This is a genomic window from Salibacterium halotolerans, assembly GCF_900115625.1.
GTDB classification, from domain to species: domain Bacteria; phylum Bacillota; class Bacilli; order Bacillales; family Marinococcaceae; genus Salibacterium; species Salibacterium halotolerans.
Window position 1 is genome coordinate 1 of sequence record NZ_FOXD01000024.1, and the last position, 18,704, is coordinate 18,704.

At 48.3% G+C, this 18,704-nt stretch carries 18 protein-coding genes; 1 reads left to right on the forward strand and 17 read right to left on the reverse strand.

The features are described 5' to 3' along the window. Positions 1-395 precede the first annotated feature (395 nt). Complete coding sequence (locus BM124_RS15560) at positions 396-1,019, forward strand: SGNH/GDSL hydrolase family protein (RefSeq protein ID WP_093338898.1); 624 nt, start codon at positions 396-398, stop codon at positions 1,017-1,019. A 58-nt stretch (positions 1,020-1,077) separates the two neighbouring features. On the opposite strand, the gene BM124_RS15565 is transcribed toward BM124_RS15560, so the two are convergent. The 17 genes from BM124_RS15565 to BM124_RS15645 all read right to left on the reverse strand — a co-directional run bounded on the left by BM124_RS15565 (position 1,078) and on the right by BM124_RS15645 (position 18,677). Then, complete coding sequence (locus tag BM124_RS15565; RefSeq protein WP_093338899.1) at positions 1,078-2,385, reverse strand: TRAP transporter large permease; 1,308 nt, start codon at positions 2,383-2,385, stop codon at positions 1,078-1,080. Then, positions 2,382-2,864, reverse strand: a complete 483-nt coding sequence (locus BM124_RS15570; RefSeq protein ID WP_093338901.1) for a TRAP transporter small permease — start codon at positions 2,862-2,864, stop codon at positions 2,382-2,384. Before BM124_RS15570 ends, BM124_RS15565 begins: the two co-directional genes overlap by 4 nt. A gap of 24 nt (positions 2,865-2,888) precedes the next feature. Next, entirely contained in the window at positions 2,889-3,932 is a 1,044-nt protein-coding gene (locus BM124_RS15575; protein WP_244504368.1) for a TRAP transporter substrate-binding protein, read from the reverse strand. A gap of 271 nt (positions 3,933-4,203) precedes the next feature. After that, positions 4,204-5,025, reverse strand: coding sequence for a sugar phosphate isomerase/epimerase family protein (locus tag BM124_RS15580; protein ID WP_093338903.1), 822 nt, complete (start codon positions 5,023-5,025; stop codon positions 4,204-4,206). Continuing rightward, positions 5,022-6,206 (reverse strand): dihydrodipicolinate synthase family protein, encoded by a 1,185-nt coding sequence (locus BM124_RS15585; protein WP_093338904.1) that lies wholly within the window; start codon positions 6,204-6,206, stop codon positions 5,022-5,024. Before BM124_RS15585 ends, BM124_RS15580 begins: the two co-directional genes overlap by 4 nt. A gap of 15 nt (positions 6,207-6,221) precedes the next feature. Beyond that, positions 6,222-7,373: a Gfo/Idh/MocA family protein gene (locus tag BM124_RS15590; protein WP_093338906.1), complete on the reverse strand. Its 1,152-nt coding sequence runs from the start codon at positions 7,371-7,373 to the stop codon at positions 6,222-6,224. A 122-nt stretch (positions 7,374-7,495) separates the two neighbouring features. Then, a complete protein-coding gene (locus BM124_RS15595; RefSeq protein ID WP_093338908.1) occupies positions 7,496-8,326 on the reverse strand; it encodes an AraC family transcriptional regulator in 831 nt (276 codons plus the stop codon). A gap of 156 nt (positions 8,327-8,482) precedes the next feature. Then, positions 8,483-9,409 (reverse strand): glycine betaine ABC transporter substrate-binding protein, encoded by a 927-nt coding sequence (locus BM124_RS15600; RefSeq protein WP_244504369.1) that lies wholly within the window; start codon positions 9,407-9,409, stop codon positions 8,483-8,485. Positions 9,410-9,434: 25 nt separating this feature from the next. Further along, the gene (locus tag BM124_RS15605; RefSeq protein ID WP_093338909.1) at positions 9,435-10,262 is read right to left on the reverse strand and encodes an ABC transporter permease; all 828 of its coding nucleotides are present in this window, start codon (positions 10,260-10,262) and stop codon (positions 9,435-9,437) included. Next, positions 10,259-11,452 carry a quaternary amine ABC transporter ATP-binding protein gene (locus BM124_RS15610; protein ID WP_093338911.1) on the reverse strand — a complete coding sequence of 398 codons (1,194 nt, stop codon included), beginning with the start codon at positions 11,450-11,452 and terminating at the stop codon, positions 10,259-10,261. Before BM124_RS15610 ends, BM124_RS15605 begins: the two co-directional genes overlap by 4 nt. A gap of 27 nt (positions 11,453-11,479) precedes the next feature. Continuing rightward, positions 11,480-11,956 (reverse strand): thioesterase family protein, encoded by a 477-nt coding sequence (locus BM124_RS15615; RefSeq protein WP_093338913.1) that lies wholly within the window; start codon positions 11,954-11,956, stop codon positions 11,480-11,482. Continuing rightward, on the reverse strand, positions 11,946-12,938 hold the full coding sequence (locus tag BM124_RS15620) for a 3-hydroxyacyl-CoA dehydrogenase NAD-binding domain-containing protein (RefSeq protein ID WP_093338914.1): 993 nt from the start codon (positions 12,936-12,938) through the stop codon (positions 11,946-11,948). Before BM124_RS15620 ends, BM124_RS15615 begins: the two co-directional genes overlap by 11 nt. A 32-nt stretch (positions 12,939-12,970) precedes the next feature. Then, the gene (locus tag BM124_RS15625) at positions 12,971-13,849 is read right to left on the reverse strand and encodes a beta-keto acid cleavage family enzyme (protein WP_093338916.1); all 879 of its coding nucleotides are present in this window, start codon (positions 13,847-13,849) and stop codon (positions 12,971-12,973) included. Beyond that, on the reverse strand, positions 13,842-14,411 hold the full coding sequence (locus BM124_RS15630) for a GbsR/MarR family transcriptional regulator (RefSeq protein ID WP_093338917.1): 570 nt from the start codon (positions 14,409-14,411) through the stop codon (positions 13,842-13,844). Before BM124_RS15630 ends, BM124_RS15625 begins: the two co-directional genes overlap by 8 nt. A 559-nt stretch (positions 14,412-14,970) precedes the next feature. After that, positions 14,971-16,101, reverse strand: coding sequence for a mannitol-1-phosphate 5-dehydrogenase (locus tag BM124_RS15635; protein ID WP_093338919.1), 1,131 nt, complete (start codon positions 16,099-16,101; stop codon positions 14,971-14,973). Further along, positions 16,102-16,536 (reverse strand): PTS mannitol transporter subunit IIA, encoded by a 435-nt coding sequence (locus tag BM124_RS15640; RefSeq protein WP_093338920.1) that lies wholly within the window; start codon positions 16,534-16,536, stop codon positions 16,102-16,104. Between the two features lie 20 nt (positions 16,537-16,556). Then, the gene (locus tag BM124_RS15645; protein ID WP_170841172.1) at positions 16,557-18,677 is read right to left on the reverse strand and encodes a BglG family transcription antiterminator; all 2,121 of its coding nucleotides are present in this window, start codon (positions 18,675-18,677) and stop codon (positions 16,557-16,559) included. Positions 18,678-18,704: the final 27 nt, after the last annotated feature.

The window sequence follows — 18,704 nt, forward strand, 5'->3', positions numbered from 1 at the left end:
CTTCTGTGCCTATAGAACAAACACCAATAGTGCCGAGGCGGCGTTCATTTTTTCCATTCGGGCCCAGACCCAGCTAGGGAGCTTAGCCGCCCCCCCCCACCACATGGATACGCCGGACGAAGGAATGTATGGACCTTCAGCCAGTGATATATGGGAGGGTTAGCGACCATGTGCGATGTGGGTGATTTCCAAGAGCACGGTCATACACTAATTTACCAACAAATTCCTGTCTGGACAGATGGAAGGATTCTGTACTGGATCAAATTGTTATAGATAACAATTTGTGTTTCCGTGAGGTGGGAACGCACCTATCTGGTGATCATTGATAGGATAGAAATACGGAGAAAACAAGAGCATGTGGGAGAATAATTAATTACAAAGAGGGAGGAATAAATATGAACTGGAATACCAAAGACCGGCTTGTGTTGATAGGAGACAGTATTACGGAGAATGGAAGATTGGAGGATGCAGAGGGAATCGGTCAGGGATATGTCCGACTGATTCACGATTATCTGTTGACCCGGCATCCTTCGCTTGCGCTTAATATTCATAATAAAGGAATTGGGGGCGACCGCATTACAGATCTGGATAACAGATGGGAGGAGGATGTGCTGAAACAGCAGCCGGACTGGTTGAGTATTTCCATCGGCATCAATGACGTGTGGAGACAGTTGGACCGTCCCTGGATCGACCAGGTTTATCCGGACACTTTCCTGGAAGTCTATGAAAAACTGCTGATACGGACAAAAGAACATACCAAGGCGCGTCTGATTCTGATGGAGCCCACCCTGATTCATGAAGATGCTTCTTCTGAGGGCAATATCCTGCTGCAGCCTTATGTGGAAGCTGTACAGCGGCTGGCGGAAAAATACGAAACCGTGCTTATCCCAACCCATCAGGCATTTCAGAACTACCTGAAGGCAGACACCAAAACCCCGCTCACCACAGACGGCGTCCACATGAATACAAAAGGCGACATGCTGATGGCATCCACCTGGCTGGAACATGCATATCAGTAACAAGAAAATAAAAAGGGAGCTGTACCTTTTGATACAGCCCCCCCCCCCCTTTTTTCTTTTATCCAATAACCCCCAGGGCTCTCGGAAGCCACAGGCTGATTTGTGGGATGAAAGTGACAAGAAGCAGGGCGATGACAAGTGGAATATAGAAAATGAGAAGCGGTTTGACAATTTTTTCGATACTCACTCCGCTGACACTGCTTCCTATAAACAATACGGTACCAATCGGCGGTGTAGTCACCCCGATGGCAAGACCCATCGTCATAATCATACCGAAATGAACAGGGTCGACGCCAAGTTCCGTCGCGACAGGGAACAGAATCGGAGTAAACACGAGAAGCGCCGGTGCCACGTCCATAAAGATTCCCACAAACAACAGCAGCAGTGCAATAATCAGCATGATAATGTAGTAGTTTTCCGAGAGCCCGAGCAGCGCACTGGTCAGTGTCTGCGGAATCCGGGCATATGTCATGACCCAGGACATCGCAGTGGATGCGCCGACAAGAAGAAGAATCATACCGGAAAATGCGACCGTTTCTTTCATAATCTTCGGTATATCCTTCAGCGAAATTTCACGATAAATCATACTAAGTACCAACGCATACAATACGGCAACCGCGGAACCTTCTGTTGCGGTAAATACTCCTCCTGCAATTCCGCCGATGACGACTACAATCAAAAGAAGGCTTGGAATGGCCTGCAGGATCACTCTTACCGCTTCGCTCATGGTTGCCCCACCGCTTACCGGATAATTATTGCGTTTGGCGAGAATATAGGCCACCACCATCACGAGCAGCGCCATCAAAATCCCCGGCACGTAACCCGCTATAAACAACGCCCCAATAGACGTTCCGCCGCTCAAGAGAGAGTAGATGATAGGGATACCACTTGGAGGTATAATCTGTCCCGTTGGTGCAGACGCAATGTTCACCGCTGCGGAATAAGCAGGATCATATCCTTCTTTTTTCTGCTGCGGGCCCATCACTTTGCCCATCGTCGCAGCGGATGCGATGGCAGAACCGGAGATGGACCCAAACAGCACGTTACCAATAACGTTCGTATGGGCAAGGGATCCGGACATTCTGCCGCCGATCAGCTTGGCCAGATTAATAAGACGCTGAGCGATGCCTCCATTGTTCATAATACTTCCTGCCAGCATGAAAAATACAAGAGCCACTAAGACGAAACTGTCAATTCCCGATATAATCTGCTGGGATGCGACAAGCAGGGAGGAATCCATCGGCAGAACTATGAGACCGGCCAGAATAGTGGCGACGGTGATGCTGACCGATATCGGAACCCCTACAAACAGTAGAATAAAAAATACTCCAAATAACACAATTGTTGTCAAAATGGTTACACTCATGTCTGTTCCTCCCCTTTAACGCTGTTTCTCATCAGAACATTCATCACTTGATAAATGATGATAAATACTCCGCAAATCGGCACGATGCTGTATACGGCTCCCATGGAGAGACCCATGATCGGCGATACTTCACTCCATGTGACACTGACAAGAATGCCTCCCCCGATCACCAGCACAAACAGCGCAAACAGGAGTACTACGGCGTCTATAGCGGCGCGAATCCTCAAGTACGCTTTCCCCTGAAATTTTTCCCTGATAAAATCGAGCGATAAATGCTCATCACTGCCGAATCCATAGGCTGCGCCGAGAAGCGCTATCCATATGAGAGTAAAGCGTGCTATTTCTTCTGTCACCACACTCGGATTCCCTATAACAAAACGGGTAAATACCTGCCACAATGTTGCAAGCGTCAAAAGTACAAGCAGGATACTGGCTGTCGTCAATAAAAAGGTGTCGATGGATTTTTTCGTTTTCTGCATGGATGCATGCCCTCCTTTCAGCTTCTATGAACTGCTTTCTTCTCTAAGGCTTTCGAATTCATCAAGAATATCCGCAATTTTTTCATTTTCACGACGCTTATCAATCAGTGGCTGCACTTTTTCGCGGAACGGCTCTTTATTGATATCTTCATAAAAGGTTACATTCATCTCCTGTTTGGCTGTTTTTTTACTTACAGCCATCAGCTGTTCCCATCTTTTACTATGGGCGTCCGAGGACTGATCCGCAGCGTCCTGGATCAACTGTTTCTCCTGATCTGTGAGACTATTCCAGGTCTGTGCACTCATCGTGAGAAAGTCGGGGATCCGCGTATGCTCGTCATAAGAGAAAGCTTTGGCCACCTCGCCGTGGTTTGCATCGGTCAAAGCAATGTGACTGCTTTCCGCGCCGTCAATGACACCCTGCTGCAGGGCGGAGTATACGTTTGAAGCCGCCATCGGAGTCGGAGACGCTCCAAGCAGTTCCATCGTCCGAATCGAAGTAGAATTATTCATTACCCTGATTTTAAGGCCTTCCAGATCACTGGGTTTCTTAATCGGAGTATCTACGGTGTAAAAACTGCGCTTTCCTGCTCTGTAATGGGTGATTCCCCGCAGACCTACCGATTCCAGATCAGCATACATTTGATCTACGGTTTCTGAATGCATGACATTCTGAAAATGCTCTGTGTTCTGAAAAATGTAAGGAAGACTGAATACCGAAAACTGCTTCGAAAAACTTTCCAGCTTACCAGCATTTACTTTCGCCATATCGAGAACCCCTGTCTTTAGAAGTTCCAGCATCTCTGTCTCCCCGCCTAGTGTTGCCTGGCCGTAAATATTAATCTGTATGTTTCCGTTTGACTTGTTTTCGACAATCTTTTCAAACTGCTCGAGACTCTCGTATACAGGACTTGCCGATCCGTGAATATGCGCAAGGGTGAGTGTTCTCTGCTGAATACCATTGTTACCGCTTCCATTTTCACCCGAACCGGATGTATCCGACGTGGAACAGGCTGTGCCTATCAGCATCAGCACCATAAAAATGCTTAAAAGAGATATTTTTTTCACGTTGATTCCTCCATAAATAAATTAACCACCGTCATCGTTGAAACCCCTTACAAAATAATCGTATATTTGTTTGTTTTTAATTATATCCGTTTTTATTGGTGTAATCTTATTACTATCAGAAGTGTTTTATCATTTTCAGAAATATTTCTGTGTTTAATTGGAATAAATCTTCATATCGCGTTCATTTCAAAAGAAAGAAAAAATACCGGAGACGAAAAAATCCCTTTTCACCTATTATAGATGAAAAGGGATGCTGTTTCCTGTGATACGCTTAGACGTAATCTGTGTATCGTTCTTTCATCTGCTTCAGTGTGTCATCACCGGGTTGGTTCCAGATCGCATCGTTTATAATTTCGACTTCGATCGGACCATGATAACCGGCTGCTTCGACAGCTTGGCGCATCCGTCTCAGTTCAATGACACCATCTCCCATCATGCCGCGTGCCTTAAAAATATCAGGCAGCGGAACAACCCAGTCGGAGACGTGAAATCCGAGGATGCTGCCCTGCGCCCGCTCGATTTCCCGGTACAGATTGGGATCCCACCAGACGTGAAAAACGTCAACGACGACACCGACATGATCCGACTGCATTCTTTCATTGATGCTGTTTGCCTGGCCGAGTGTGGAAATGACAGAACGGTCCGCGGCATACATCGGATGAAGTGGTTCGATACCGAGTTTGATACCATACTCCCGCGCAAATGGAATCAATTCTTCGATTCCTTCTTCCACCCACTTCCGGGCGCTGTCGATATCTTTGTCCGGCGCCGGACCGCAGACGAGGACAAGGACATCCGTCCCGAGTTCCGCCGCCTCTTCGATGGCGCGTTTGTTGTCTTCAATCCGCTCTCTTCTCTCTTCCGGCGTAGGTGCCGGAAACATGCCGCCCCGGCAGACACTGGACACTTTCAGTCCCGCGTCGTTTATTAATTTTCTGCTTTGGGAGAGACCGATCTCGTGAATCTTGTGACGCCAGACGGAAATCCAGGGTACATCATGACGGAGACATCCCTGCACCGCTTCTTCAAGCGACCATTGTTCGGTCGTAATCTGGTTCAGGCTGAGCCGGGAAAGCGATGGTGCATTACTCATGAGTCTGACACCTCCTGTTTCACACCCGCCTGCTCAAGTACCGGGCGCATCCGCGCAACGGCCATGTCAGGATCTTCGAGAAGACCGGCTTCATCGGCCATCACAAACAGGTCGCTGAGATGGATAATGGAGCGGGAACCTTCCGCGCCCCCGATCATGCGGAAGTGGGACTGATGTCCGTTCAGATATGCCATGAAGACGACACCGGTTTTGTAGGCAAACGTCGGATGCTGGAAAATATGGCGGGCAAGCGGCACTGTTTTATCAAGAATCTCATGATAACGTTTTAAATCGTTTTCATCGAGCGCCTGCAATCCGGCCGCCGCAGCTGGTGCGATAGCATCAAAAATACCGAGAAGCGCATCGCTGTAGCCGTTATCGTCGCCTTTGATCAGCTCCGGATAATTAAAGTCGTCTCCGGTATATACCTTCACGCCTTCAGGCAGTCTGTTTCTGATATCAATCTCGCGGTCTTTGTCGAGCAGGGATATTTTCACACCGTCGATTTTTTCCGCATTGTCCTGAATGACTTTCAGGCATACGTCAGTCGCTTTGTCTAGATCTTCGTAGCCCCAGTATCCTTTCAGGTTCGGATCGAACATGTCTCCGAGCCAGTGCAGAATAACAGGCTGGGATACATTGCCGAGAATCGTGCCGTAGACCCTTTCATAATCTTCGGGGCCTTTGGCGCAGGCGGCGAGTGCACGGCTCGACATCATAATGACCTGACCGCCTTCGCCTTCTACGAATTCACACTGCTCCTGGTACGCCTGTTCCACCTGTTCCAGGGTTAGATTCGGAGACGGAGTGAGCTGGTCCGTTCCGGTTCCGCATGCGATTCTGCCGCCTACAGAGCGTGCTTCCGGAATGGAGCGGCGAATCAATTCTTTCGCGCTTTCCCAGCTCAACCCCATACCGCGCTGGGAGGTGTCCATCGCTTCCGCTACACCGAAGCCGAGAGACCACAGATAATGGCGGTACTCCATCGTCGCCTGCCAGTCAATCTGTGCATTCTTCAGTGGATCGGCATCCGCCATCGGATCGCAGACAACGTGGGCAGCCGAGAAAGCCGTCCGTTTTTCGAACGGTTTCCCTTTTTCCACTTTAAAAGCCGGCTTCTCTGACGGGGTATACGTATATAACTCTCCACCTGCTTTTGGCAGTATCAATGATTGAACCATATGATTTTCAACCTCCTACAGTTTGATTTCAGGTACGTCCACCCATTTGCGTTCTTCCCAGGACTGCAGGCCGAGATCGGAAAGCTGGGTTCCTTTCGCGCCTTCAAGTAGATCCCACGGAAACGGCTCGCCGGCATGTACGTGCTTTAGAAACATTTCCCACTGTACTTTAAAGCCGTTGTCAAAAATCTGATTGTCGGGTACTTCCTGCCACTGGTCTTCAAAGTCAAATGGATTTTCGATATCCGGATTCCATACCGGCTTCGGCGTGTTGACCCGGTGCTGCGTTTTGCATTCGCGCAGTCCTGCCACCGCACTTCCTTCGGTGCCGTCGACCTGTATGGTTAAGAGGTCATCGCGGTTGACGCGGACCGCCCAGGACGAGTTCGCCTGTACAATAACCCCGTTATCAAGTTCAAAGGTGCCGTACGCCGCATCGTCAGCGGTCGCTTTATACCGCTTGCCGTTCTCATCGACCCGTTCCGAAATATGGGTCGCGCCGATGCAGGTCAGCGATTGGACATTGCCAAACAGGTTATCAATGACATATCTCCAGTGGGCGAACATGTCGACGATGATGCCGCCGCCCTCTTCTTTTTTGTAGTTCCAGGATGGACGCTGTCCTTCCTGCCAGTCTCCTTCAAACACCCAGTAGCCAAATTCCATCCGGACGGAGAGCATTTCGCCGAAAAACCCGGAATCAATGAGACGTTTGAGTTTCATGAGACCCGGCAGAAACAGTTTGTCCTGCACGACACCGTTTTTCACACCGGCTTCTTTTGCGAGCCGCGCCAGTTCGATGGATTCTTCGACAGAAGTCGCTGTCGGTTTTTCACAGTAAATGTGTTTGCCGGCTGCAATGGCTCTTTTGATGCCTTCTGCACGGCGGACCGTCGTTTGGGAATCAAAATAGATCTGGTTGTAGGAGTCTTCGAGTACCGCATCGAGATCCGTCGTCCAGCGGTCGATGTTGTGGTCTTCGGCGAGCACCTGCAGTTTTTTCTCATTACGTCCAACAAGAATCGGGTCCGGCATGAGATATTCTCCATCACCTAGCGCCACGCCGCCTTGTTCCCGTATTGCCTTGATGGAACGGATCAAATGCTGATTCGTACCCATCCGGCCTGTTACACCATTCATGATAATGCCGATTTTCTGTACAGCCATCGAGAATCCCCTCTTTTCTATTCAATGTACCTTCATCATATAAAAACGCATACATTATGTCTTATTAGTTAGCGAACCGCCGTCTCAAAATCGGAACAAAAAAAGAAGACACAAAGAAGCGCTCAGTCTTCTCCGTATCCTGGTTCGTGGTGGGAGGTGCGGTATTGGTTGGGAGGGATACCGACATATTTTTTAAACACCCGGTAAAATGTCGACACCGATTCAAAACCGACTTCAAAACAGATCGACGCAATGTCGTTGTCGGTTTCAAGGAGCATGTCCTTGACGAGTTCAAGCCGGACTTCCGTCAGGTACTGCATAGGGGTTTTACCGTAGTGTTCTTTGAATATACTGTGTACGTACCGCGTGCTCATTCCCATTTTTTTCGAAAGATCTTCCGACGCGGTGATTTCATAATAATGGGTGTTGATGTAATTCCGGAGCCATTCGACCCTAAGTTTGTTCGTATCAGCAATCTGGTTCGACTGGTAGGATCGTTTCATGACAAAAAGCAGTTCCGCCAGAAAAATCTTCATCGCCAGCATCCGCAGGTTATCGCCATGGGACTGCTCATACAGCATTTTCCGGAGCAGCTGCCGCAGTTCACTGCTGTCAAAGAGACTCATCTTCATTACACTGGAGTCCTTAAATACGAACGGCAGCAGCTCGGTCCGGACCTCATCACTTAAAAAGGATTCATTGAATTCCAGTACGAGCACGGTCAATTTCGAAGAGGAAAGGATAGAATGCTTTGTATACGGGGCTATCAGCACCACGTTATCTGACTCCAGCGCGTAATCCGTTTGATTCAGCGTGCATTTTCCGGTACCTTCCAAAACGTAAAGAATTTGATGCGTCGTATGATGATGGGTCTGAACCAGATCTTTTTCCTTATGCTTGCTTTCGTAAAGTTTGATTTCCTGTATCTGCTGTTCTCCTGACTGCTTCGACATAGCACGACCTCCACATACCTTCCTACGTACAATCTGAGGTTTCTTCTATTATACTACAGTTCGCGAAGGTTTGAATACATAGTGCCGGCTCTCACACCCCTGAAGCTGAAAAAGGCTGCCGGCGGTTATTCACCTGCAGGCAGCCTGAGATATGCTCTATTCTCCCTTCATCGATTCTACTTTATCCTGATGATTATCTATCCATTCCTGAGCGACATCTTTTGGATCTTCGTTATTTTCTTCAATATCTACAATCATCTGTTCTACCTCTCCAATGTCAATACTCCAGTTGCTCAGAAATTCATAGGCTTCAGGTGCTTTGTCCTTAAAATCAGCATTTGTAATGACTTTCACTTTTGACGTTTCGAAGAAATTATCCGGATCCTTAAGCACTTTCAGGTCATAGTTGTTAAACATCGGATGTGGTCTCCAGCCGTAAAAGACAACCGGTTCTTCCTGCTGTATTTTGCGGGACGCCTGTGCCATCATTCCGCCTTCACTGGAAGCGACGACCTCCATGTCCAGGTTATAGTTTTCCACCATGTTACGGGATGTTTCGGTAGCTTCCGCTCCTTCTTCGATGGCATACATTTCGTTTTCAAATTGTCCTTCATTGCCTTTTAAATCTTCCAGGGAGTTAATGTCTTCCATATACGTCGGCACAACCCAGCCGACTTCCGCTTCCGGATAACTTACTGCCGTTTCATCCAGGCTGTCTCCATACTCCTCCATATACGTGTTATGCATCGGGAACCAGCCATCCATAAATACATCGAGCTCACCGGTGGACAATCCGGTAAATACGCCGCCGACATCTGCCTGCGTCTGTTCTACTTCATACCCCATGTCTTCCAGGATAATCGTTGCAATTTCAGTAGGAGGGACCGTGCTTGTCCATGGAGTGACTCCTATTTCAATAACCTCGTCTTTTGATGTCTCATTATCTGCAGCCTCCTCACTCTGGGAAGCCTCTCCTGAAGCCTCTGATGTATTTCCTTCATTGTTCCCTTCTTCCGATTCGCCGCAGGCGGCAAACACCATCATACCTGCTGCTGCCATGAAACTAAGTCCAAACTTTTTCATATTTGTTCGTCTCCTTTTCATAGGTTTAGAGTTTATCCCCAATGCCCTGGGTGATTCGGTCGATAATAATGGCCAATACAACGATGCCGAGACCGCCGGTTAATCCAAGGCCTACGTTCACATTGGAAATACCGGACAGAACCGTCGAGCCCAAGCCGGGAGCACCGATCATCGACGCAATAACCGCCATGGATAGCGCCAGCATAATCGTTTGGTTTACCCCTGCCATAATGGTCTGCAGGGACATAGGTAGCTCTACTTTCAACAACATCTGCCAGGACGTTGAACCAAAAGCTTTCGATGCTTCAGTAATATCTGTAGGCACCTGACGGATGCCTAGATTTGTCATACGGACAGATGGGGGGGTTGCAAAAATAAAAGTCGAAATAACGGCAGGTACACCACCAAGCCCAAACAACAGAATGGCTGGAATCAGGTAAACAAAGCTGGGTAATGTCTGCATAAAGTCTAAAACCGGCCTGATTATACGGTTTATTACCTCACTCTTGGATGCAAGTATGCCAAGTGGCACACCAAACACCACAGATAATAAGGTCGCAACGATGATGATAGCAACTGTCATCATTGCCTCCGGCCATAATTCAACAGATCCCAGATATATACAGCCTATTAAAGTAAACACTGCTATACCTTTACCGGCCAGCCATAAGGTTAATGCTATTAAAATGACAGTAATGAGTAATGGTGGAAGCCAAATTAAGAAATCGGTCAACCCTTCTACAACCGTTTCAATACCGTCGCTCAATCTCCCGAAAAAGCCTCCCACGGTTGGCAGCAGCCAATCATTTACAAATGTATTGGTCCATTCTTCTAATGGAAGATAGAAATTCATGCTGTGGTCTCCTCCTCTTTACCAAGTACCAGCCCGGAGAGAATAGACACTCTGGATACAATTCCTTCAAGTTTTCCTTCATTTAATACGGTAATCGGATACTTTGTGTCCACTGCACTTGCTATCAAGTCTTGTATCGGTGTGTCCGGGGTGGTTGTATGAAAATTGGAAACAAGTACCGTTTTCATTTCAACACCTTTTTTGTAGGCATCAATGGCATCATCAATGGTCAGCAGCCCCTGCAGATGTCTTTCCCGGTCCACCACAAAGATACTGGAAACCCCTTCGTCTTCCATTTTTCTGACTGCCACACGGGGACCGTCTTTTTCAGACGCGAGAACCGTTGGATGTTTCATAATGTGAGAGGCTGTAAGTACTTTGGACCGGTCTACATCTTCAACGAATCTGGATACATAATCGTTCGCAGGCGATTCCAGAATCTGTTCTGCTGTTCCAATCTGTACAATGGTTCCGTCTTTCATGATGGCAATCCGATCTCCAAGTTTTAACGCTTCGTCTAAATCATGTGTAATAAATACAACGGTTTTGTTCCATTTGCTTTGCAGCTGCAGCAGTTCATCCTGCATTTCCTGACGGATAAGCGGATCCAGTGCGCTGAATGCTTCATCCATCAACAAAATGTCCGTTTCATTGGCAAGCGCCCTTGCCAGTCCTACTCTTTGCTGCATACCGCCGCTCAGCTGGTCCGGGTAACTCTTTTCGTATCCTTTGAGTCCCACATCTTCAATCGCCTGTAATGCTTTTTCTTCCCGCTCTGACTTGTCCATTCCCTGAATCTCAAGACCATAGGCCACATTAGCGAGAACTGTACGGAAAGGAAACAAGCCAAACCGCTGAAAAACCATACCTAGTTTTTTTCGTCTGGTTTCTATCAACTGTTCGTTCGTTGCCTGTGTAATATCCTCATCATCAATCCAGACCTGACCGAACGTTGGATCAATCAATCGATTAAGAAGCCGGATCAGGGTGGATTTTCCACTTCCGGAAAGACCCATGATGACAAATATCTCTCCTTCCTCTACCGAAAAGGAGGCCTGATTCACACCTACCGTCATCCCGGTTTCTGTCAGTATTTCATCTTTTGATTTACTTTGGTTTAAGAGCTCCAGCCCTTTCTTGGGAGAAGGACCGAAAATCTTGGTTAGTTTATGAACATCGATTTTACTCATGAACAATCTCCTTTGAATGCCTGGATATTATTTCTGCTTGATCCCAATACGGCGCCCGGCTTTTTCCGGAACAGACAGTTGTAGGTGGGAAGCGGCGGTATCCTTGACCGCTTCATCTACAAGCTGTGGAAATGCATCCGGCCTGCCGGTTTTTGTATTCATGCCCATTAACATCTGCTCACTTACGGCAACCTGTTCTTCTCTGCTGTTTATCATGAAAAAGAAAACATGGAGACGTTTGGCGTCATGATCAAGGAGCTGAAAGGTCACGGTCAGGTTTTCTCCTTCCACCGCTTCCTTCAGGTAACAAAGATGAGTTTCCAGCGTAAAGATCGTGTAGAAAGATGCCTGGCGCTGCGCTTCACCAAGCCCGAGAGCTTCCATCAACGCTTCGACAGCCCGGCTGAATACAACAGCGTACGCTGCATCATTCATGTGGCCGTTATAGTCCACCCACTCTGAACGGACTTTCTCGTTTAATAAAGGATTGTAGTTATCCATCATGAGTCGGCTCCTTTTTCCGGTTGTTCATAATCGTCTGTGGTTCGGGCCAGTATTCTTCTACCAGATCTAGAAGCTTCACCAGAAATTCGTTACGCTGCTGTTCAAGTTCTGCCACCGTTTGGGGGCCGGCTCCCTTTTCACTTCCTTCAATGACCTGTTCTTTTAATTCTTCAGTCAGTTCCGGGGCTTCCAATTTGGTCCACGGCAATTTCAGAGCCGGGCCGAATTGATGCAGCATGTGGCGCATTCCCTGCTCTCCGCCGGCCAGATGAAATGTCATGAATGGTCCCATTTGGGCCCAGCGCAGTCCGGCACCGTAAATGATGGCAGCATCTACTTCTTCCGTCGTGGCAATACCGTCATTTACGATGTGCAGTGCTTCCCGCCAGAGTGCTTCCATTAAGCGGTCCGCCACATGACCTTCCACCTCTTTTTCAATGACGAGAGGTTTCATCCCGGCCTGTTTATAAATATCTTCTGCTTTATCAATGGTCTGCTGCAGGGTGGACGTACCCCCTACCAGCTCCACTAACGGCAGAAGGTAAACCGGGTGAAAAGGGTGCGCTACCAAGAATCGTTCCGGATGGCGGCAGTCCTGCTGCAGCGTGGAAGGGGTGATGCCGGACGTACTGGATGCAATCACCGCGTCCGCGCGGGCGTGCTCATCTATGTCAGCAAGTACTTTCCGCTTTATGTCTTCTCTTTCCGGTACATTTTCCTGGATCAATTCTGCCTTTGAGACAGCTTCTTTCACCGTATCTGTAAATGTGAGCCTGTCCAGGGAAGCACCTTCAGCCAAGCCCCGCTGCTGCATGTAAGGCCAGGCCTGCTCCACTCCTCTGCGCATCCGTGCTTCGGCACCTTCTGCCATATCTGTAGCAGTTACATCGTATCCTGCTGCCAGAAACCGCGCGATCCATCCCACCCCGATCACGCCGGTTCCGACAATGGCTGCAGACGGCTGTTGATTGGTTGCTCTCATCGTGTCACTCCTTCTATACATAGAACGTTCTGCTATCTCTTTTTCAACTTCAGGGTTTCTCTGGCTTCCTGCGGGGACATTACTTCGCCGCCAAGGCTTTGAATAATATCCACCGCTTTATCCGTCAATTGTTCATTGGTTGCCAAAACGCCTTTTTTCAAATACAGATTATCTTCCAGGCCGACGCGGGCACTGCCGCCCTGAAGGACAGATTCTGCTACAATCGGCATCTGGTTGGCTCCAATGCCGAATGCCGCCCAGTGGCTGTTTTCCGGGATCCGGCTTTTCATGTAACTAATCGTTTCTGCATCGGCCGCAGCTCCCCAGGGTATCCCAAGACAAAACTGAAACAGCATCTCATCTTCAACAAGACCTTCCTGATGAAGTTGGTTGGCCATCCGGATCTGTCCAGTATCGAAACATTCCAGCTCAGGCTTTACACCGCTCTCCTTAATCAGGCCGGCATGTTCGCGGAGCCAACTCCCCGGATTAAGGTATACCTGATCGCCGAAATTAATGCTGCCGCAATCGAGCGTACAGATTTCAGGAAGCAGGTCGGCAACCGGTTCATGACGTTCTGCAGGAGTCTGAATATCGGTTCCTTCTCCGCCTTTTGAAGGATCTGCCTCACTCGGCACCCAGTCGCCGCCGCCTCCGGCTGTTATGTTAATGACGACATCTGTATCGGCTTCCCTGATTCTCGTCACCGTTTCTTTAAAAAGCTCCGGATCATGGCTCAATGTTCCTGTTTCAGGATCGCGTACGTGAAGATGGACAACGGTGGCTCCGGCTTTCGCCGCTTTAATGGAGGATTCTGCAATTTCTTTTGGTGTGACAGGTACATCCGGGTTTTTCGTTGTTGTTTCTCCTGCGCCGGTGATTGCACAGGAAAGGATCGGTTTCTTATTCATTCCGGGGCGTTCCTCCTTTTTCATTAGGATTCTTCGGCACATGCTCAAATACTTCTCCGCTTTCAAAAAACTGAATCAACCGGTGAATCCAGTCGTAATATTCCATCCACTCGTATATTTCACGAAGAAGTTCGTTTATCTGCTCTTCTTCTTCCTTTGCTAATTCTCCGGCTGCCAGCACCTGTTCCAGTCTGTTTTTTAAGTTTTGCTCGAACTGCCTGCTTTTATTAATAGCCTGCCGCCAATTCGAAGTAAACAAAGAAACAAACGTCTGGTAGTAATCCTGCTCTACTTGATAGTAATCCTTTCTTCCTCCCAATTGGAAAGTACGTTCGGCAATGTCTAAATCTATCATTTCCCGAACAACTTGACTCATTCTTGTCTTACTCATTCCGGTTTCTTTTGAGAGCTCGTCCAAAGTCATAGGAGCTCTGTTCATATAGATAATCCCCAAAACTCTTCCTACTGTCGTTGATGTACCGAAGGAACGCATGTTATCAGCAATTTTTTCGATGATCTGCGTTTGAGCCTGTTCCACTTCATGGCGTATTTTATCGTCCATGTCTGCCTCCTCCTCACTGATTATGTCTGCACTTTAGCATACATTGTTTTTATCACAAATTCGCAGTTACATAAGTATTTTAAAGAAATAAGTAGATATAAAAAGATATTTCTATATGAATTGTACAAACAATAAATTTATAAATTATATACATTTTATAAATTTATATGTTTATAGATGGTATTTATTAGTTAAAAGTATTTATATATGTAATTTGAAATTTTTCAACTTCATTTGGGACAATACAAGTCTCGATATTCAGAAGGAAGGGGCTGTCGAGGCTCCCTGGATGCGGGTCAAAACCGCGTCCATCAAGATGTATGCGCGGTCTTAATTGAAGGTCCTCTAAGCAGGCGACTTTCCCCCTTTTTAGAGCTATGCCCGCGGCAAAGAAGACACGATGAGCCCCAGCGAGTCGATGTCGCCCTTGTACTCCGGAGTAAAAGCGAAGTGTTTTGACGAAGCAATAGATGATCCACAAAAAAATTCCGAACGAATTACTAAGAAATCGCTCGGAAAATTGTTATCCATTAATGGTTTTGTTCTTGTCTCTGTATTTTTAAAATGAGAGGATTTTTTGAATGAAAGGATGGTCTTCAACAAGTCCTGTATAAGCTGCCAAAGTATGTTTTTTTCCGTCAGCCTGAACTTTTTGCTGCAGCTCCACCGATTCCGGATCTTCCTTGACGTCAAACTCCAGGCATGCGGCGATGACGCCGGCGAGCGCTTCTGGCGTTATATCCCTCTCCATCAGCTCCAGCGCCGGACGGACGAGCCTGTCGTTTGGCCCCAGCTTGCGGACCGGTCCCCGTCCTACGCGTTCGACGGAGTCTGAAATGTGCGGATTACGAAAACGGACTGTGATTTTGGAACGATACCATTCCATCTCTTCGGTGGAAAATCCATGCTTTTGCTCGAGCAGCACACTCGTCTCCTGCAGCACCTTGTCCAATTTTTCTGCAACAGTTGGATGTTCCGCCGCTTCCTTGATCGTCTCGATGTCTGCGGCGAATCCGTGATAGGCAAGCGCGGCATGGCCGGTGTTCACGGTGAACAGCTTACGCTCCATGTAAGGTGTCAGGTCGTCCACGAAGGTGACCGAGGGAATATCCGGCCGTCCGCCTTTTAATGCAGGGGTTTCGACCACCCACTCAAAAAACGGCTCCACCGTAACATCCAGTTCATTTTCAGCCGGCTGCTGCGGCACAATGCGGTCGACCGCGGCATTGGCGAATCCTGTGAAGGCAGCTATCTGCTCCTGCTCCTCATCCGTAACGTGCTCGAAAATATAGTATTTCAACTGGTCTGTAGCGCCGGCCATGTTTTCGCAGGCGATAACATTAACCGGGGCAGCTCCGGCATCCAGTCGTTTCCGGAGTCCGGCGGCTAGAGCCGGGGCAATGCCCTTCAGTACATTCGGACCAACAGCGGTGGTGATGAGATCGGCCTCGGCGATGCGCTTAAGCAGTTCTTCCTCCTCCTCGGCGCTATGCACCGCGTCGACCTGATCCACCTGAACGATCTGCTGCTCTTCTCCGGCCAACTCTACCTTGTACTTCTGCTCTGCTTTCAGTTTCTGAATCAACTCGTCGTTAATATCAGCAAAACAGAGATCCCATCCTGCTTCATACAGCAGCTGTCCGATGAATCCCCGCCCGATATTACCGGCTCCGATCTGCAGAGCTTTCATTTAATTCACCTCATTCAGCTGCGCCAGAAGGGATGCTTTATCAGGTGCCTGCACCATCTTTGTGATGTTTTCCTCTTCGGAGCAGATAAGGGCAATTTTCTGCAGAATCTCAAGATGCTCGTTTTCTTTCCCGGCTATGCCGATCAGAACTTTTACCGTACTTCCGCCGAAATCGACCCCTTCCGGAACCTGCACGACAGAAAGACCGGATTCTTTAATAAGAGACTTGGCTTCTTCGGTACCGTGCGGGATGGCCACATAATTCCCCATGTAGGTTGATGTCATTTCTTCGCGTTCGAGCATGGCTTCAATATAAGCTTCTTCCACATACCCTTGGTCCACCAGAATTCGTCCCGTTTCGCGGATGGCTTCTTCTTTTCCCTTTAATGACGCGTTTATTTCAATATTTTCTTCCTGCAGAATTGGTTTTGCCATGATACTCCACTCCTGTCGTATTATAGTTTTTCTTTTAACCACGCACGAAACACCTGCTCCATGTGGTTTTTTATTTTTTCTTCATCGGCGGAAGCGAACAGATCAAGCGTCTGCTTTCCTGCAACGAGCTGTTCACTCACCGCACTCAACACGTCGTATGTTTCCGGTTTGTCTCCGCTTGGCGCAAGCAGAATCAACAGATGCTCCACCTCTGTTTCCGTGCCGTCCATGGCTTTCATGGAAACTGGATGTACGAGCGGCTGGATGTGAAAACAGGGTCCCATTACCGAATCGGTTCTGGCATGAAAAAGAGCGAGATTCGTTTGAGGAACCGCCGTTCCGCCTTTTTGATATCTGTTCCAGAGTGCATCAACGGCCGTTTCGCTGTTCTGCAGCACCCCTTCCTGTTTCACACCCGCTTCGGCTCTTGTCAGTATCTGATAAAGATCTCTGTCCTCGACGGGCGGCAGCACCTTGAATGTTTCCAGCACCTGCACCATCAGTGCGGTGTATACCTGTATACGGCGCAGTTCCTCTGACACGTTACCTGAATGTTCGTCCGGGTCTGCAGGGTCCGTTCCATTTTGACTGTCTGTTCGGCTGCCACTTGGTTCGGAGGGCGGAAGCTTTCTGATGAACAGCTTCACTTTTTCAATATCTTTTTTTGTCAGAAACGGATTGACGACAATATATGGGAACACGTCATCATGCAGCTCCATCGTGGAAATCACGATATCATAACCGGCTCCCCGGTACTCTTCAAGATCCATCATGGAGATATTTTTCAGACTCTCGATTTCCGGTAGTTCTCTTCGAAGCCTTGTCATCAGCATTTTGGAGGATCCGATACCGCTGGAGCAGACGACGAGCGCGTTTACTCTGCTGTCGTTTTGCAGTTTTTCAAGAGCTGAACCGAAATGCAGCGTGAGATACCCTACTTCTGATTCCGGCAGCGTCCGGTCCAGAGATTCGTCAACCGCTTCTGTCACAAGAAGAAACAAGTCTTCATAATCCGTTTTGATCTGATCGAGAAGCGGATTGTAGATACGCATGTTTTCGCTGATGCGGTACAGCGCGGGATCAAGATGGGCAACAAGCCCCTGGTACAGGGAATCATCTTCTTTCAGCGGCTGTCCGGTTGCGTTCTGCATATAATCCATCAACACTTTAGCATACACCGCTGCAGACAGGTGATCAAGATTCGGAAGATAATCCTGGTCCTCCCTGATTTTCGCCCCGCGCAGGTGCATCGTAATATAGCCGATTTCCGCTTTCGGGATAGAGAGCTGAAATACTTTTTCGAGCTTTTGAATGAGCAGAACGGCGGTTTCATATTCTTTCGTGTCCTGCAGGGTTCGGAGATAGGAATCGTTGATTTCTATCTTTTCCCCTTGCGAAATTCTTTCGATCGCCAGCGTCAAATGAACGACCAGTCCGACATAGGCACTGTCGGCAAAATGGTACGGAAGTTCATCTTTCATATCTGCCAGTATTTTCTCCACCGTCAGCCATTTATCCTGCTCGACCAGCCCGAGAAGTCTCTTTGAAATCTCTCCGGATTCCGGGAATCCATTTTTACCCTTAATATTTTCCCTCATGAGACGAAATAAATCATTCTCACCGAAATTTTCAGCGATCAGGCTGCTCATCGCGGCCCGTTTTGCCGATTCCGAGCCGCTTACCGTCACACCGTAGCCGCGCCTTCTGGTTAACGATAAATCGGTTGTTTCAAACCATGTCTCCAACTGATCCAAATCATAACTGATGGTCGCACTTGTTACTTTGAGCTCACGGGCGAGGGTCTGAAGTTTCAGCGGCTCCACACTCTCGAGCAGGCGGCAGAGAATCAGCGTGCGCCTTTCTTCCGCGGTGTACTCGACGACCGAAGGCTGGAGCAGCGACAACTCCAGCTCTTGTTTATCTTCGCGGGTTCCTTCTATTTTCACACCTTTTCCGGCGGATTTTATCAAGTTTAGGTTATAAAGGCGGAGGATTTTGTCCAGTCCCTTCAGATCCCGGTGAACGGTTCTGGAACTGACATCCAGCGCCGCTGCGGCGTCAGCCACCGGAATATCTTTGTCCTGCTGCAGCAGGTACCGGATCAGTTCCCGTTCGCGGGCGGTCATATAATCGACAGCCAAGGGCATACCCCCTTTTTAACCATCATA

Excerpts from the sequence above, each read along its gene's own strand:
- BM124_RS15560 (WP_093338898.1), top strand. The coding sequence starts at position 396 with ATGAACTGGAATACCAAAGACCGGCTTGTGTTGATAGGAGACAGTATT.
- BM124_RS15565 (WP_093338899.1), bottom strand. The coding sequence starts at position 2,385 with ATGAGTGTAACCATTTTGACAACAATTGTGTTATTTGGAGTATTTTTT.
- BM124_RS15570 (WP_093338901.1), bottom strand. The coding sequence starts at position 2,864 with ATGCAGAAAACGAAAAAATCCATCGACACCTTTTTATTGACGACAGCC.
- BM124_RS15580 (WP_093338903.1), bottom strand. The coding sequence starts at position 5,025 with ATGAGTAATGCACCATCGCTTTCCCGGCTCAGCCTGAACCAGATTACG.
- BM124_RS15585 (WP_093338904.1), bottom strand. The coding sequence starts at position 6,206 with ATGGTTCAATCATTGATACTGCCAAAAGCAGGTGGAGAGTTATATACG.
- BM124_RS15590 (WP_093338906.1), bottom strand. The coding sequence starts at position 7,373 with ATGGCTGTACAGAAAATCGGCATTATCATGAATGGTGTAACAGGCCGG.
- BM124_RS15595 (WP_093338908.1), bottom strand. The coding sequence starts at position 8,326 with ATGTCGAAGCAGTCAGGAGAACAGCAGATACAGGAAATCAAACTTTAC.
- BM124_RS15600 (WP_244504369.1), bottom strand. The coding sequence starts at position 9,409 with ATGAAAAAGTTTGGACTTAGTTTCATGGCAGCAGCAGGTATGATGGTG.
- BM124_RS15605 (WP_093338909.1), bottom strand. The coding sequence starts at position 10,262 with ATGAATTTCTATCTTCCATTAGAAGAATGGACCAATACATTTGTAAAT.
- BM124_RS15610 (WP_093338911.1), bottom strand. The coding sequence starts at position 11,452 with ATGAGTAAAATCGATGTTCATAAACTAACCAAGATTTTCGGTCCTTCT.
- BM124_RS15615 (WP_093338913.1), bottom strand. The coding sequence starts at position 11,956 with ATGATGGATAACTACAATCCTTTATTAAACGAGAAAGTCCGTTCAGAG.
- BM124_RS15620 (WP_093338914.1), bottom strand. The coding sequence starts at position 12,938 with ATGAGAGCAACCAATCAACAGCCGTCTGCAGCCATTGTCGGAACCGGC.
- BM124_RS15625 (WP_093338916.1), bottom strand. The coding sequence starts at position 13,849 with ATGAATAAGAAACCGATCCTTTCCTGTGCAATCACCGGCGCAGGAGAA.
- BM124_RS15630 (WP_093338917.1), bottom strand. The coding sequence starts at position 14,411 with ATGGACGATAAAATACGCCATGAAGTGGAACAGGCTCAAACGCAGATC.
- BM124_RS15635 (WP_093338919.1), bottom strand. The coding sequence starts at position 16,101 with ATGAAAGCTCTGCAGATCGGAGCCGGTAATATCGGGCGGGGATTCATC.
- BM124_RS15640 (WP_093338920.1), bottom strand. The coding sequence starts at position 16,536 with ATGGCAAAACCAATTCTGCAGGAAGAAAATATTGAAATAAACGCGTCA.